The organism is Microbacterium sp. AK031 (genome assembly GCF_024807145.1).
In the GTDB taxonomy this organism is placed as follows: Bacteria; Actinomycetota; Actinomycetes; order Actinomycetales; family Microbacteriaceae; genus Microbacterium.
Map to the genome: position 1 here is coordinate 217,966 of NZ_JANUCA010000002.1, position 14,301 is coordinate 232,266.

The 14,301-nt window shown below is 67.0% G+C and carries 13 protein-coding genes and 1 tRNA gene; 4 read left to right on the forward strand and 10 right to left on the reverse strand.

Features of this window, described 5'->3' with window-relative positions; genetic code table 11:
• Nucleotides 1–26 precede the first annotated feature (26 nt).
• The gene (locus HDC95_RS06360; protein ID WP_259062454.1) at nucleotides 27–398 is read right to left on the reverse strand and encodes a helix-turn-helix domain-containing protein; all 372 of its coding nucleotides are present in this window, start codon (nucleotides 396–398) and stop codon (nucleotides 27–29) included.
• An 86-nt stretch (nucleotides 399–484) separates the two neighbouring features.
• Here HDC95_RS06360 and HDC95_RS06365 point away from each other — a divergent pair, with 86 nt between their 5' ends.
• Nucleotides 485–898, forward strand: coding sequence for a nuclear transport factor 2 family protein (locus tag HDC95_RS06365; RefSeq protein ID WP_259062455.1), 414 nt, complete (start codon nucleotides 485–487; stop codon nucleotides 896–898).
• Between the two features lie 56 nt (nucleotides 899–954).
• The gene (locus HDC95_RS06370; RefSeq protein WP_259062456.1) at nucleotides 955–2,655 is read left to right on the forward strand and encodes a long-chain-fatty-acid--CoA ligase; all 1,701 of its coding nucleotides are present in this window, start codon (nucleotides 955–957) and stop codon (nucleotides 2,653–2,655) included.
• Between the two features lie 65 nt (nucleotides 2,656–2,720).
• Here HDC95_RS06370 and HDC95_RS06375 read toward each other — a convergent pair.
• Nucleotides 2,721–2,810 (reverse strand) — tRNA-Ser (locus HDC95_RS06375).
• A gap of 158 nt (nucleotides 2,811–2,968) precedes the next feature.
• Nucleotides 2,969–4,015, reverse strand: a complete 1,047-nt coding sequence (locus HDC95_RS06380) for a hypothetical protein (RefSeq protein ID WP_259062457.1) — start codon at nucleotides 4,013–4,015, stop codon at nucleotides 2,969–2,971.
• 114 nt (nucleotides 4,016–4,129) lie between these two features.
• On the opposite strand from HDC95_RS06380, the gene HDC95_RS06385 reads away from it, so the two are divergent.
• Nucleotides 4,130–4,906: a hypothetical protein gene (locus HDC95_RS06385; protein ID WP_259062458.1), complete on the forward strand. Its 777-nt coding sequence runs from the start codon at nucleotides 4,130–4,132 to the stop codon at nucleotides 4,904–4,906.
• 5 nt (nucleotides 4,907–4,911) lie between these two features.
• On the opposite strand, the gene cydC is transcribed toward HDC95_RS06385, so the two are convergent.
• From cydC to HDC95_RS06405, 4 genes are read right to left on the reverse strand one after another with little or no spacing between them, the layout of a single operon-like run.
• A complete protein-coding gene (gene cydC / locus HDC95_RS06390; RefSeq protein ID WP_259062459.1) occupies nucleotides 4,912–6,558 on the reverse strand; it encodes a thiol reductant ABC exporter subunit CydC in 1,647 nt (548 codons plus the stop codon).
• Nucleotides 6,555–8,294 carry a thiol reductant ABC exporter subunit CydD gene (gene cydD, locus HDC95_RS06395; protein ID WP_259062460.1) on the reverse strand — a complete coding sequence of 580 codons (1,740 nt, stop codon included), beginning with the start codon at nucleotides 8,292–8,294 and terminating at the stop codon, nucleotides 6,555–6,557. Before cydD ends, cydC begins: the two co-directional genes overlap by 4 nt.
• Nucleotides 8,291–9,316 (reverse strand): cytochrome d ubiquinol oxidase subunit II, encoded by a 1,026-nt coding sequence (gene cydB / locus HDC95_RS06400; protein WP_259062461.1) that lies wholly within the window; start codon nucleotides 9,314–9,316, stop codon nucleotides 8,291–8,293. Before cydB ends, cydD begins: the two co-directional genes overlap by 4 nt.
• A 14-nt stretch (nucleotides 9,317–9,330) precedes the next feature.
• The gene (locus HDC95_RS06405) at nucleotides 9,331–10,746 is read right to left on the reverse strand and encodes a cytochrome ubiquinol oxidase subunit I (protein WP_259062463.1); all 1,416 of its coding nucleotides are present in this window, start codon (nucleotides 10,744–10,746) and stop codon (nucleotides 9,331–9,333) included.
• 225 nt (nucleotides 10,747–10,971) lie between these two features.
• On the opposite strand from HDC95_RS06405, the gene radA reads away from it, so the two are divergent.
• Nucleotides 10,972–12,354: a DNA repair protein RadA gene (gene radA / locus HDC95_RS06410; RefSeq protein ID WP_259062464.1), complete on the forward strand. Its 1,383-nt coding sequence runs from the start codon at nucleotides 10,972–10,974 to the stop codon at nucleotides 12,352–12,354.
• 26 nt (nucleotides 12,355–12,380) lie between these two features.
• Here radA and HDC95_RS06415 read toward each other — a convergent pair whose 3' ends face one another.
• The 3 genes from HDC95_RS06415 to HDC95_RS06425 all read right to left on the reverse strand — a co-directional run bounded on the left by HDC95_RS06415 (nucleotide 12,381) and on the right by HDC95_RS06425 (nucleotide 14,231).
• Nucleotides 12,381–12,797: a dehydrogenase gene (locus HDC95_RS06415; RefSeq protein ID WP_259062465.1), complete on the reverse strand. Its 417-nt coding sequence runs from the start codon at nucleotides 12,795–12,797 to the stop codon at nucleotides 12,381–12,383.
• A 280-nt stretch (nucleotides 12,798–13,077) separates the two neighbouring features.
• Complete coding sequence (locus HDC95_RS06420) at nucleotides 13,078–13,731, reverse strand: hypothetical protein (protein WP_259062466.1); 654 nt, start codon at nucleotides 13,729–13,731, stop codon at nucleotides 13,078–13,080.
• Entirely contained in the window at nucleotides 13,731–14,231 is a 501-nt protein-coding gene (locus HDC95_RS06425; protein ID WP_259062467.1) for an amino-acid N-acetyltransferase, read from the reverse strand. The genes HDC95_RS06420 and HDC95_RS06425 overlap by 1 nt, the downstream gene beginning before the upstream one ends.
• Between the last annotated feature and the right edge of the window lie 70 nt (nucleotides 14,232–14,301).

Genomic DNA, 14,301 nt, shown 5'->3' on the forward strand with positions numbered 1-14,301 from the left:
ACCGCGCTCGAACTGCGGGACGGCGCTCAGCCGACAGAGCGCTGATCATAGGCATCACGGGCGACGAGCACTTCCTCGATGTGGTGCTCGGCCCACCGCCCCAGTGCGGTGAGCGGCTCGCGAAGAGTGAGGCCGAGTGGTGTGAGTTCGTACTCGACCCGAGGAGGCATCTCGTCGTACGCGGTTCGCGTCAGCAGTCCGTCGCGCTCGAGGTCTCGAAGGGTGTCGGCGAGCACCTTGGCGCTGATGCCACCCGCTCGTTCGCGGATGGCACCGAACCGCGCCGGACCATCGCTCAGCGCGATCACGATCATGGCGGTCCATTTGTTCGCGACCCTGGCCAAAGAGGTGCGCGAAGGGCAGCTGGTCAACATGACGTTCCACACCGGATCGGACATCAGGATCTCTCCTCATAGTTACGTTGAGGTAACAGGTTACCAAATGTAATCATTGCGGTATGACCGCCCAGAATGAAGGAGACATCATGACCGATCCGACCCCCGCAACCGTCGCCGCCACCTACTTCGACGCTCTCGGACGCGGCGACTTCGCCACGGTCATGGCGCAGTTCAGCGACGACGTCGTGTGGCATCAGCCCGGATCGAACCGATTCTCCGGCGTGCACGAGGGGCACAAAGGAGTCGGCGCTCTTCTCGGCGGCATGGCGGAGGCCAGCGAGGGCACCTTCGCTCTTGTCGTCACCGGCTCGGCGATGGTGAATGGCGAGATGGTCGCCGTGCCCGTTCGCTTCTCAGGAACACGAGTGGATGCTGCGATGGACATGGCCGGAGTCGATCTGCTCACCGTCCGCGACGGGAAGATCGTCGAGGTGCATCTGTTCTCTGAGGATGCTGCGAGCGAAGACTCCTTCTGGGGGCAGAGTGCCGTCGGCGAATAAGGCTGAGGCGATCGCCGGCGGCTGACAGCAGGCGGGGTTCCAGGCAGGATGGAACCATGACCGCCCGTCCTTACGAATCCCGGCCATGGCTCGCCTCCTATGCGGAAGGCGTCCCTGCAGAGATCGGGGAGCCGACGCAGACTCTGCCTGAGATGATAGTGGCGAGCGTGAAGTCGTTCGGGAGGCGTCCGGCGCTCGTGTTCTTCGGTGCTGTCACGACGTACCGGGAGCTCGGAGAGCAGATCGAGCGCGCGGCGGAGGGGCTGCGGCAGCTCGGGGTCGGCAAGGGTGACCGTGTCGCTCTGGTGCTGCCCAACTGTCCGCAGCATGTCGTGGCTTTCTACGCGGCGCTTCGCCTCGGTGCGATCGTGGTCGAACACAATCCGCTCTACACACCGCGTGAGCTGAGGCACCAGTTCGAGGACCACGGTGCGCGCGTCGCGATCGTGTGGGACAAGGCTGTCGACATGGTCGCCGGCTTTCCCGCGGACCTCAACGTCGAGCACATCGTGAGCGTCGACCTGACAGCGGCGATGCCGTTGTCGAAGCGGCTGGCGCTACGACTGCCGGTGCCGAAGGCGCGTGCGTCCAGAGCGAAGTTGACCAGCACCCCGAAAGCGCGGCGCCTCGTCGCCTGGAAGAATCTGGTCGCTCACCGGCGGCTCTCGCGGCGCACGGCCGGACCGACGCTGGACGACACTGCGCTGCTGCAGTACACGAGCGGCACCACTGGCACCCCGAAGGGCGCGATCCTCACGCATTCGAACCTGCGCGCCAACGCGATGCAGGGGCGGGCGTGGGTACCCGGACTCGTCGATGGCGAAGAGACGTTCTACGCGGTGCTGCCGTTGTTCCATGCCTACGGCATGACGCTCTGCCTGACCTTCGCGATGAGCATCGGGGCGAAGCTCGTTCTCTTCCCGGCTTTCGACCTGGGCCTGGTCACGGAGGCGACGCGCTCGGACCCGCCCACGTTCCTCCCGGCCGTGCCGCCGATCTACGACGCACTCGCCCGTGCGGCTTCCCGCGGGACCATCGATCTGTCGACCGTCCGGTTCGCGATATCCGGAGCGATGAGCCTTCCGGTTGCCACGGTGCAGCGTTGGGAGGAGGCGACCGGGGGTCTTCTCGTCGAGGGCTACGGAATGACCGAGAGCTCACCGGTGGCGCTCGGCAATCCGATGGGAAGAACCCGACGCCCGGGGACCGTCGGCGTGCCGTTCCCGAGTACCGAGATCCGTGTCGTGGACCCGGGAGACCCTGCCGTCGACATGCCGGCCGGCGAGCGAGGCGAACTCCTCATCCGCGGCCCGCAGGTCTTCCAGGGGTATTGGGGTCGGCCGGGCGACACCGCCGATGCCCTGCTCTCGGACGGCTGGCTCAGAACCGGGGATATCGCCGAAGTCTCGGCAGATGGGTTTGTGACGATCGTCGACCGCCTCAAGGAGCTCATCATCACCGGCGGGTTCAACGTGTCGCCCAGCGAGGTGGAGAACGCATTGGAGGCACATCCCGACGTCGTCGCTGCTGCCGTCGTGGGTCTCCCGAGATCAAGTGGGGGCGAGGAGGTCGCCGCGGCCGTGGTGCTCCGAGACGGCGCCGCTCTCGAAGCGGATGCGCTGCGGGATTTCTGTCGCACCCGGCTCACCCCGTACAAAGTGCCTCGACGCATCGTGGTCGTCGACGACCTGCCTCGGTCGCTCATCGGCAAGGTGCTCCGCCGCGAGGTGCGTGAACGGGTGCTCGACCAGCGCTGAGGTCGCACTCTGCGCCACGCCTGGTCCCGGATACGAAGAAACCCCCGATTTCTCGGGGGTTTCCATGGCGGTGACGGTGGGATTTGAACCCACGGTAGGGGTGAACCTACACAACATTTCGAGTGTTGCACCTTCGGCCGCTCGGACACGTCACCGCGGAAGAGTTTACGCGACCCCGGCGCCTCGCGCGAATCGGCGCATTGCCGACGCGCGAATCGGCGCGTTCAGAGAGCGAGACAGGGTTTACCGCGCGAGACAGGCCGTGCCAACACAAGTCTCGTGCGGCAAACCAAGTCTCGAGCGCGAAAGGCCCTCACCACGCCGCGGCGACCTCCGCATGCGTGCGCAGAATCCCCTCGGTGGTCCCCTCCGGCGCGCGCCCGATGCCGCACTCGGTCGCGACGCCGAACACGGGGACGACAGCGGATGCCGCGGCGATCCGCCGCTGCGCACCCTCGGCGCCGTCTTCCCGGTGCACGAGCCCCAGGTACAACTCCGCGACCGGTGCCAGCGAGGCGAGCGGCACGAAGTACTCCACATCATCGCGCGCGATGGGCACCGGCAGATGCAGCCAGCTCAGCTCACGAGCGGATGCCGCGATCACCGCGTTCGCGTAGCGGACGAGGGTTCCGGCATCCGTCGGCTCGAAGAAGTGCTTCTCGCCTGCGTCGCCGTAGCAGAGGTGCACGCCGACTTCAACGCCTGCCGGCACGGCGTCTACGAGCGACGCCAGGCGCGAGACGACCCCGTCGAAAGGATCACCTGCCCACCACGCATCCATCACCTTGCCATACCCGGCGGCATGCTCGATGATGCCCATCTCGCTGGCCACATCCCACTGCACAGCGAGGTCTTCATGCGGCACGGCCGCCAGTATCTCGTCCAGTTCGCGCAGCATCGCCGTCGCGTAGACCGGCTCGAACGCCGCACGGTCATCGCCGGAGAAGAACGACGAAATGATCGCGACCGGCGTCGGCAGCGACACCTGGAAACGGATGCCGACGGGCACTGCCCCTTCGTCGCGCAACCGCCTGAACACGGTGTACGACTCGATCGCGGCATCCGCGTAACCGAGCGGCGGCAGCACGATGCCTTTCGCATCGACACCGTCGGCGATGCGCAGCGGACGCGCATCCATCCCGGCCTTGAAGGGGATCGGCTCATCGCCGATCCGCTCGATGCCGTCAGCCCTGCCCAGCACCTCGGGCTGGAACATGATCCAGTGGAACCTCTTGCCGACCTCGCCGTCAGGAATGCGCCTGAGTCGATCCCCCAGCAGCGCCGCCGCCGTGCGCATCGTGGTCGCGGCATCGTCATAGTTCACACTGCCCACGAGAAGGGCGCCCTGCGGCTGGGTCATGCCTCCAGGTTATCCGCCGGGTGGCGTCGGTCGCGGCATCCTGCGCCTCCGCCGCCTGCTGGTTAGGATGGCCTTACGAGCGGACGGAGACGCCGGCCCGGAAAGGTTCACCACATGAGCTTCATCACGTCCTCGGCCCTGCAGGACACGGGTTACGTCGTCCTCGACCGATATGACCAAGCTGGCGATCCAGCGGAGTGGCTGGACCTCGAGTACGTCGGGTGGCGCTCTTCCGGCATCACCCGCTTCGCACCTCTCGCCAGCTATGCCGGAGAGATCGAGTGCAACGGCTTCTGGAACCACACGCCCCCGCGCACCGATAAGGACGGCGTGTGGATCCCGTCACAGGTCGAGAAGGCTCCGAACCTCGCCCGCCGCGCGCAGGAGCCCGGCGCCAACGTCGGACGTTGCCGCGTCATCGAGCTGCAGCCCAACACGTACGCCGATGCGATCTACAACCTGCACCAGGACGACAACAACCGCATGAACGAGGACGGTGATGGCTGGGTCGTCCGCGCCTGGTTCAACCTCACCGACGACCCGGACTCGCTCCTCATCCTGCGTGAGGACCGCTTCGACCCCGCTACCGAGGTGCGGCTTCCGCTGCCTGCCGGAAGCCGGATCATCGTCGACACCCAGCGCTTCTGGCACGCCGTCTGGCACCGCGGGCCTGCTCCTCGCTACGCGCTCATCACATCATGGACGTCAGGTCCGGAACTCGACGCCTACATCGAAGCGAACAATGGCGATCAGCATCCGCGATCCGTCGCACTCGACCCGCAGATCGTCGACGATGCGCAGGTCGAGATGCACCGCCGCATCGAGGAACGCCGCAAGTCGTTCGAGGCGCAGGGCATCGTGATGGAACCGCCCGCCGACCTGTACAGCTGAGCCGCTCAGACGGTTCGACCGCCTTCGATCCGCACGACCCGGTCGACGGTGCCTTCCGGCGGATCGACGTGCGAGATGAGCAGCACGGACTGCTCCCCCGCCGCGCCCAGCAGATCGCGCAGCAGCGCATCGGACGCCTCCGGATCCACCCCGGCGGTCGGCTCGTCCAGCACGAGAACAGGGAATCCGCGGAGCAGCGCCCTGGCGAGCGCGATCCGTTGGGCCTGCCCGCCCGACACCAGTGCCCCACGGTCGCCGACGCGCGCATCCAGCCCGCCGCGCTCCCGCACCCAGTCGGCTAGGCCGACTCGATCCAGTACAGCGAGCAGCTCCTCGTCGCTCGCGGTGTCACGGGCGAACAGCAGATTCTGACGGATGTCCTCGTCGAACAATTGCGGGCTCTGCTCGCAGAGACCGATCGTCCTTCGCAGCGCCGGGCCGCTGAGGGAAGCAGCATCCACCCCGCCGATCCTGTACTCGCCGTCGCAACGCAGAAAGCCCACCAGCACCGACGCGAGCGAGCTCTTGCCTGCTCCGCTCGGACCCGATACCAGCACCCGCTCCCCTGGCTCGACATCGAGTGAGACGCCGCGAAGCGCGGGCACCCCACCGGGCCACGTGGCGCGGACGTCGCGCAGATGCAAGGCCGTGCCGCTGGGGGCGTCGTCGGCACCGGCATCCGTTCGCAACTCATCCGGTACAGATGCGGGCAGCACATCGACGATACGCTCGGCACTCGCCCGAACGCTGCGCCACGACGACGCCGCGATCGGCACCGCACCGAACACCTCGAACACGACCATCGGCACCAATACGACGACCGCGAGCCACGGTCCGCCGATCGCGCCGGACTCCAGGCCCGGCGCTGCGACAGCGAGCGCACACACAGACGCCACCCCGGCGAGCACCGAAACGACCCCGGCCGCGACCGCCTGCGCCAGTGACGCGCGGGTGACCGCTCGTCGAAGAGCGCCATCTGCACGCTCGATCCGCTCACGCGCCTGCGGCTCGGCGCCGTAGGCGAGCAGAACGTCGAGGCTGCCGAAGTAATCGACGAGGGATGCTGAGAGCTCGGCCCGCAGCGACGAGATGCGCTGTTCGACCCGCGACCCGAACACCCAGCCGAGCCCGACCGCGACCAGCGCTGCCGCCAGCAGGCATGCCGCAAGTGTGAGCGCGGCAGGCGGCGACACGAAGGCGACGAAGCCCACTGCCCCGATGGCGACGATCCCCGTCACGGCGAGCGGCTGCACCACGCGCAGCGGGAGATTCTGCAGGTTCTCGACGTCGTCGACGAGCGCCGACAGCACCTGCCCGCGGTCGGTCTTCCCGAGTCCGGCGGGCGAGAGCGGCACGAGCCTGCGCACCATGTCGGAGCGAGTCGTGGCGAGTTGGCGCAGCGCCGCATCGTGCCCCGAGAGCCGCTCCAGGTAGCGGAACACCGCACGCGACACCGCGAAGAACCGCACGCCGACCACCGCGACCGACAGCGGCACGAGCGAGTCCACGATCGAGGCGCTGACGATCAGCCAGCCGCTGACCGCGAGCAGTGAGACCGCGGCGCCGGCCGACAGCACACCCCAGATCAGCCCGGGGAGGAAGCGCCGAGCAGGCGGCTGGGCGAGGCGGAGGATGCTCTGAACGGTCGTCATGCGTACTCGCCCAAAGCGATGACGTGATCCGCGATCTCCCGCGCGGTGCGGCGATGCGAGACGAGCAGGATCGTGGCGCCCGCATCCGCCCGCGCTCGCAGCGCTGCCCACAGCCGAGACTCGGTGTCGGCGTCCAGTGCACTCGAGGGTTCGTCGAGCATGAGCACACGCGTGAGGTCGGCGGCATGCCGGTACAGCGCCCGAGCGACCGCGACGCGCTGCGCCTGCCCGCCGGACAGCCCGCTCCCCTGCACACCGAGCTCCTGAGCGGGATCGAGGTCACCGGCGCACGCGTCGTCGAGGGCATTGCGGATGCCGTCGGCATCCGGGTCCGGATCCCCCAGCGCCACGTTCGAGGCGATCATGCCCTGCATCAGTCCCGGCGCCTGGCCAGCCCAGGCGAGCCATTCCGAAGGTGCGAGCCCCCGGACGTCGGCGCCGGCGAATGTCGCGGTGCCCTCGAACGCGGCCGCACCGCGCAGCGCCGCCAGCAGGCTGGATTTTCCCGAGCCGCTCGGCCCTTCGATCAGCGTGATCGTGCCGGGCTTCGCATCGAAAGAGACCGGTGGGAGGTCACGGACTCGGAGGTCAGCCACGCACAACTCCGGAGATTCTGTACCGAATCGGGGTTCTGGCGCCGAGATCACGGGGATCGGCGAAAAAGCTCCGGAATTATTCGGGCGCGCGGCCGTCCACAACTCCTCAGAATCTGGCTCGAACCGTGCCGAACCGGCCGAATCCACCCGGTTCAGCTCAATCCATGAGGAGTTGTGAACCGAAGGCGGCGGAGCCGAAGCCGCGTCCATCACCTCGAACACATCCTCGGTCGCCGCGACGCCCTCGGCCGCGGCGTGGAACTGCACTCCGACCTGCCGGATGGGCAGGAAAGCCTCCGGTGCGAGCAGCAGCACGAACAGCCCGACCTCCAGCGACATCTCCCCCGCCAGCAGCCGGAATCCCACAGCGACGGCGATGAGGGCGACGGCGAGCGAAGCGAGCAGCTCCATCGCGAAACCGGAGAGGAACGAGAACCGCAGCACCTTCATCGTCTCGCGGCGGTACTGATCGGCCGTGGCCTCGATCTGCGTCGCGGCCCGCCGCTCGCGTCCGAACAGCCGCAGGGTAGAAAGCCCCTGCACGGTGTCGGCGAAGCGCACGGCCAGATGCTGCAGCGTCTTCCACTGCCTGCGCTGGACAGCGCGAGTGGCGATGCCGATGAGGATGAGGAACAGCGGGATCAGCGGGAGCGTGATCGTTGCGGTCAGCCCGCTCGGCCAGTCCTCCCACCACATCACCAGCACGATCACGGGCGTCGCGATCACCGTCAGCACGAGCTGCGGCAGATACCGCGAGAAGTAGATGTCCAGCGCCTCCAGCCCGTGCCCTGCGGTGACCGCGAGCGAGGCCTGATTGCGCCCGGCAAGCCACGCTGGCCCGAGCCGTCCCACGGCGCGGATCAGAGCCGACCGCAGCTGCATGCCGGTGCGCGTCGCGGCAGCCGTGCCTGCGGCATCGGATGCCGCGATCAGCGCGCCCCGCAGCAGCGCGAGCCCGAGCAGCAAGACGAGGGATGCCACGACCGGGCGCCCGGTCAGGCCACCGGTGACGGCATCCGTCAAGAACCACGCGAACGCGATGACGACAGCGGTCTGGAGCACACCGATGATCGCCGCGAGCACGAAGAAGCCTCGCGCGGCGCCGGCATACCGCAGCAGCCTCGGATCGACAGGTTTCACGCGTGTGCCGGCGCCCCCTCGATGGATGCGCGAGTGACGCGCTTGCGGAACACCCAGTATGTCCATCCCTGGTACAGCAGCACCAGCGGCAGGGCGACGAGCGCCGTCCAGCTCATGATCGTCAACGTGTACTCGGTGCTCGATGCGTTCTCGATCGTGAGGCTGTACGCCGCATCGATCGTCGAGGGCATCACGTTCGGGAACAGCGCAGCGAAGAGCGTGACGACGGCGAACAGCGTAGTGGCCGCGCCGAATCCGAACGCCCAGCCTTCACGCCCGCGCAGGTTCGACACGATCGACAGCACCAGCGACACAGCGGCGAGCGCTGCCAGCACCAGCACGGCGATCGAGAAGTGCACGGTGACCGTCCACGCCAGGAACACCGCCGTGGCGACCAGGGTGATCAGACCTGCACGGAAGGCCAAGCGCCTGGCCTCTGTACGCAGCTGACCGTCGGTCTTGAGAGCGACGAACGTGACGCCGTGCGTGAAGAACAGCAGCAGCGTCACGAGGCCGCCCAGCAGCGCGTAGGGGTTCAACAGATCGAACACGCTGCCGATGTAGACGTGTCGCTCGTCGAGCGCGACACCCTGCACGATATTGGCGAAGGCCACGCCCCACAGGAACGCCGGCACGGCCGATCCGATCACGATCATCCGGTCGAAGCGCGCCTTCCACTGGGCGTCGTCGCGCTGGTGCCGGTACTCGAACGAGACGCCTCGCAGGATGAGCGTGAGCAGTATCAGCAGCAGCGGCAGGTAGAAGCCGCTGAACAGTGACGCGTACCACTCGGGGAAGGAGGCGAACAAGCAGGCACCGGCGACGATCAGCCAGGTCTCGTTGAGGTCCCAGACCGGGCCGATCGTGTTGATGATCTGCCTGCGTGACACGTCGTCGCGGTGCCTACCGACGCCGCCGAGGAACGGCAGCGACATGCCGACGCCGAAGTCGAAGCCGTCGAGCACGAAGTAGCCGACGAACAGGAAGGCGATGATGCCGAACCAAAGCGTTGCAAGATCCATGATGTGCCTTCCTCTCAGTACACGACCGACGGCAGCGGGGCCGTCTCGTCTTCGGAGTGCTCTGTCGTGTCCGGCCCCTTCTGGGCGGCACGGATGATCAGCTTGACCTCGACCACGGCGAGCGCGGCGTAGATCACCGTGAACGCGACCAGCGAGATCAGCACCTCGAGCCCCGATGTGCCGGGCGAGACACCGTCGCGCGTGCTCATCAGCCCGAACACGATCCAGGGCTGTCGCCCCATCTCGGTGAAGACCCAGCCGACGATGTTCGCGAGCAGGGCGAGCGGGAACGACCAGATCGCGAGCTTCCACATCCACTTCGCCGGCGGGTTCTTAGCATTCTTACGCGTGACCCAGAGGCCGACGAGGGCGATGAACGCGTGCAGCATGCCGAGGCCGATCATCCAGCGGAACGCCCAGTAGGTGATCCACAGCACCGGAGCGAAGTTGTCGATGCCGAGGTCTGCGTACTGCACGGCGTACTCGGCGTTGAGGTCATTGATGCCGTGCACGCACGCGTCGAGCGTGTGCGTCGACAACAGCGACAGCAGGTACGGCACCCGGATCGAGAACAGCTCCGAGCTGCCGTCCGGCGTGCCGAGCGTGAACAGGCTGAACGACGCGTCTGCACCGCAGACCGTGTCGAAGGTCGCCTCTGCCGCCGCCATCTTCATCGGCTGCGCGGCGTACATGGCCAGTCCCAGCTGGTCGCCTGTGAGCGCCACGCCGGCGGTGGAGACCAGCATCCCCCACAGACCGAACTTCAATGAGATGCGCATGGTGTCGACGTGCTGGCCGCGCATGAGATGCCACGCCGAGACCGAGATGATGACACCGGCGGCGAACATGAACGCCCCGAAGATCGTGTGCGGGAATGCGGCGAGCGCGACCGGATTGGTCAGCAGCGCCCAGATGTCGACGAGCTCGGCGCGGTTCGTGACGGGGTTGTACTCATAGCCGACCGGGTTCTGCATGAACGCGTTGGCGGCGATGATGAAGTACGCCGAGAGGATGCTGCCGATCGAGACGCACCAGATTGTGGCCAGGTGCAGCTTCTGCGGGAGCTTGTCCCAGCCGAAGATCCACAGACCGATGAAGGTCGCCTCGAAGAAGAAGGCGAGCAGTCCTTCGAATGCCAGCGGTGCGCCGAACACATCGCCGACGAAACGCGAGTAGTCCGACCAGTTCATGCCGAACTGGAACTCCTGCACGATGCCGGTGACCACGCCCATCGCGAAGTTGATGAGGAAGATCTTCCCGAAGAAGCGGGTGAGGTGCAGGTAGTGGATCTTGCCGGATCGCACCCATGCCGTCTGGAAGATGGCGGCCGACGTGGCCATGCCGATCGTGAGCGGCACGAACAGGTAGTGGTAGATGGTCGTCAGGCCGAACTGCCATCGGGATAGAACCAGTGGATCAAGCCACTCCATCACAGGACTCCTTCTCTCGAAGGTGCAGCGTCTGCACCCGGGAGCGGGCCGGAATCGGCCCTCAGACGAGACGTCATCGGCGCTGATTCCAGTATCCCGTGGGCCCATTCAGCGCATGGCCAGAATGGGCCTCTGCGCGATAGAGATGTCGGATGCCGTCGATAGCGTCGCGACATCGACTCCCGAGCGGCGTGAGGTGTCGGATGCCGCGACTAGCCTGTAGGAATGGCAACCCGTCGCCCCGCGCCCTCGGCTTTCGTCTGCACCGAATGCGGGTGGACGACGTCGAAGTGGGTCGGCCGTTGCGGTGAATGCCAGCAGTGGGGCACTGTGCAGGAGCAGGCGGCGAAGACCGGCATCCTGCGGCAGCTGACCCCGCTCGCGCCTGGATCAGATCGCGCCGCCCGCCCCATCACGCAGATCACCACGGCGGAGACTCCACGCCGCACCAGTGGGGTGGCCGAGTTCGATCGGGTGCTCGGCGGCGGCATCGTGCCGGGTGCGGCCATCCTGCTCAGCGGCGAGCCGGGAGTCGGCAAGTCCACGCTGCTGCTCGAGGTCGCGGCCCAGGCGGCGCGGGGCGGTCGTCGAGTGCTGTACGCGAGCGCTGAGGAATCGCAGGCGCAGGTGCGACTGCGCGCAGAGCGCACCGGAGCCCTGCACGACGAGCTGTATCTGGCGAGCGAGACAGACCTCGCCACGATCCTCGGCCACATCGATGAGGTGAAGCCCCAGCTCGTGATCGTCGACTCGGTGCAGACAGTGGCATCCTCCCTCTCCGACGGAGCGGCGGGCCAGCCCAGCCAGGTGCGCGAGGTCGCGGCCACTCTGATCCGGGTGGCGAAGGAGCGGAGCCTTCCGATCATCATCGTCGGGCACGTCACGAAGGACGGGCAGGTCGCCGGTCCCCGCATCCTCGAGCACCTCGTCGATGTCGTCTGCCATTTCGAGGGAGATCGGCAGACCGCGCTGCGGTTCATCCGCGCGCTGAAGAATCGCTTCGGCCCCACCGACGAGGTCGGCTGCTTCGAGATGACGGGCGACGGAATCGCCGAGGTGCCAGACCCCAGCGGTCTGTTCCTCGGCCACGGTTCGACCGAACCCGGCACGTGCGTCGCGATCTCGATGGAGGGCCGTCGCGCTCTGCCCGTCGAGGTGCAGGCTCTGACGGTGGAATCCACCGCCCCGAATCCTCGACGAGTGGTGTCGGGGCTCGACTCGGCGCGAGTGGCGATGGTCCTCGCGATCCTCGAGAAGCGCGGACGCATCCCCACCGGAAAGTTGGACGTCTACGTGTCCACCGTCGGAGGCGTACGGTTCACGGAGCCAGCGGCCGATCTCGCGATCGCGATCGCCGTGGCGGGGTCGGTGCAGCAGTTCTCCGTGCCGCGCACGATCGCGGCAGTCGGAGAACTCAGCCTCGCCGGCGAGGTGCGCGCCGTCACACAGGCCGCGCAGCGTCGGTCGGAGGCGAAGAGGCTCGGGTACGAGCAGGTCATCGATGAGCGCTCGAAGTCGCTCGACGCCGCGCTGAACGACGTGAGATCACGCAGCAGATCGTCGCATCCTGCGAGGCCGCGCCGCGAGCCGGACGCCCCGCCGTTCTGATGCCCTGCCGTTCTGATGATGCCCTGTCAGGCGTCGAGCGCCGCGAGCAGGTCGCCAGGGGACGCCTGCATCGGGTGCGGACCCGCGATATCGAGGAAGACCGTGGTGATTGTGTCGCGGTGCGTGGTCAAGAACGCCCGCAACCACTCCGGCGAGTAGATGCCGACGCCGGGTGGCAGATTCGCCGGCTTGTTCTTCGCATCGCTGAACAGCAGCAGGGCGACGTCTCCGGTCGCCTGGTCACGGTAGGTCCAGACTTCACCGCCATCGAGCGGATTGTCACGGTCGCCCGACCGGAGCAACGGCACGACCGTCGTCCCGTGGCGCAGGGCGAGAGCCACTGCAGCCATGTCCTGCTTCTCGAGCGCCTGTGAGAGCGCTTCAGAGCGGAACTCCTCCGGTGCCGGTTTCTTACCGGCACCCTTCGACTTCTTCGCTGCCATGCTTCCAGCCTAAAGACTGTTCGGGAGGGCATGAGTCAGGCGTGGAAATGGTTGGGGCCCTCTCGAGTTATCCATTGGGGACTGGAGTACTCGAAAGGGCCCTCGAACTCTTGAACGGTGACATGTCGAAGCGCTGGGGACGCTGAATACGACGCCACTGGGGATGGCTTGCACCGAAGAATCTCAAGAGTCGTGCCTATGGTATCCCAAAGGACTGCGGCTGTCAGCATCGAGCCAGTGAGGTCATCCCGATGCCGTCGCCGAGAGTGCCGTGCGGCGCTCAATACAGCAGAATCTGTCGCGTCTCGGCGCCCTCGAAGCCGCCGATCGAGACGGCAAGGTGATACGAAGCACCGCCGCCGGGTGCGCGGGGGCGATTCTCCTGATCGCACGTCGCGACGTCGGAGCGGGTGCGGTCCCACTGCACCGGCGTCGCACTCGTCACGGTCTGTCCCGCCGCGAGGGTCACGACCATGCTGCTCGGGCTCTCCTGGCAATCGGTGGAGCGCCACCAGGTGTCGCTCCCGCTGGAGACGGTGAACACCTGGGTCGTCGAGCCGACGTCGATCGTGCAGTCCGAGGAACCCGTATTCGTGAGCGAGATGGAGAGCTGCGGGAGTGCGCCCGCGGGATAGGTGTCGGCATCCGTGATCGCCTCGACGGCGACGTCGCCCGCCTGACACGGCGTTGCCGTCTCGGTCTCGTCGTCCGTCGGCTCTGGCGACGGCGAGTCCGACGCCGTCGGGGCCGGGTTCTCGGGAGCGGTGCTGTCTGACGTCGTCGGCCTGGGCTTCGGCTCTGCCCCGGCATCCGACCAGGGCTGCGCGATCGCAAGCCAGACACCCGCTGCGAGCGCGACGAGCAGAATGATCAGACCGCCGAAGACGACGATCCGACGACGGCGGTATACGGCGTCCGATCTGCGAAGGGCCATCACAGATTCTTCAGCATGCGCGTGTTGCCGAGAGTGTTCGGCTTCACGTGCGCAAGATCGAGGAACTCTGCGACACCCTCGTCGGGGCTGCGCAGCAGCTGCGAGTAGACATCGGGGTCGACGACTTGTTCGCCGATCGGTGCGAATCCGTGGCGGGTGAAGAACTCGACCTCGAATGTGAGGCAGAACAGCCGCCGCAGGCCCAGCGCAATCGCCCTTTCCTCGAGCCCTTGGATCAGGGCACGTCCGACGCCGTGGTGCAGCCAGTCGTCGCGCACGATCAGTGTGCGCACCTCGCCGAGGTCCTCCCACATCACGTGCAGCGCGCCGCATCCGATGAGCTCACCGTCGATCTCTGCGACGACGAACTCCTGCACCGCGCCATAGAGCACCGCGAGATCCTTGCCGAGCAGGATACGTCGCTCGACCAGCGGCTCCAACAGGGTGTGGATGCCGAGGATGTCGGCGCTGCGCGCCGGGCGGACGGTGTACTCGCTCACGTCTCCAGCCTAAACTCGCCCCGCCTCAAGCCCCGTATTCGCGCGCCACGCCCGCGCTCACCGATCGGAA

Coding starts and splice junctions, on each gene's coding strand:
- HDC95_RS06360 (WP_259062454.1), bottom strand. CDS start 398: ATGTCCGATCCGGTGTGGAACGTCATGTTGACCAGCTGCCCTTCGCGC.
- HDC95_RS06365 (WP_259062455.1), top strand. CDS start 485: ATGACCGATCCGACCCCCGCAACCGTCGCCGCCACCTACTTCGACGCT.
- HDC95_RS06370 (WP_259062456.1), top strand. CDS start 955: ATGACCGCCCGTCCTTACGAATCCCGGCCATGGCTCGCCTCCTATGCG.
- HDC95_RS06380 (WP_259062457.1), bottom strand. CDS start 4,015: ATGACCCAGCCGCAGGGCGCCCTTCTCGTGGGCAGTGTGAACTATGAC.
- HDC95_RS06385 (WP_259062458.1), top strand. CDS start 4,130: ATGAGCTTCATCACGTCCTCGGCCCTGCAGGACACGGGTTACGTCGTC.
- cydC (WP_259062459.1), bottom strand. CDS start 6,558: ATGACGACCGTTCAGAGCATCCTCCGCCTCGCCCAGCCGCCTGCTCGG.
- cydB (WP_259062461.1), bottom strand. CDS start 9,316: ATGGATCTTGCAACGCTTTGGTTCGGCATCATCGCCTTCCTGTTCGTC.
- HDC95_RS06405 (WP_259062463.1), bottom strand. CDS start 10,746: ATGGAGTGGCTTGATCCACTGGTTCTATCCCGATGGCAGTTCGGCCTG.
- radA (WP_259062464.1), top strand. CDS start 10,972: ATGGCAACCCGTCGCCCCGCGCCCTCGGCTTTCGTCTGCACCGAATGC.
- HDC95_RS06415 (WP_259062465.1), bottom strand. CDS start 12,797: ATGGCAGCGAAGAAGTCGAAGGGTGCCGGTAAGAAACCGGCACCGGAG.
- HDC95_RS06420 (WP_259062466.1), bottom strand. CDS start 13,731: ATGGCCCTTCGCAGATCGGACGCCGTATACCGCCGTCGTCGGATCGTC.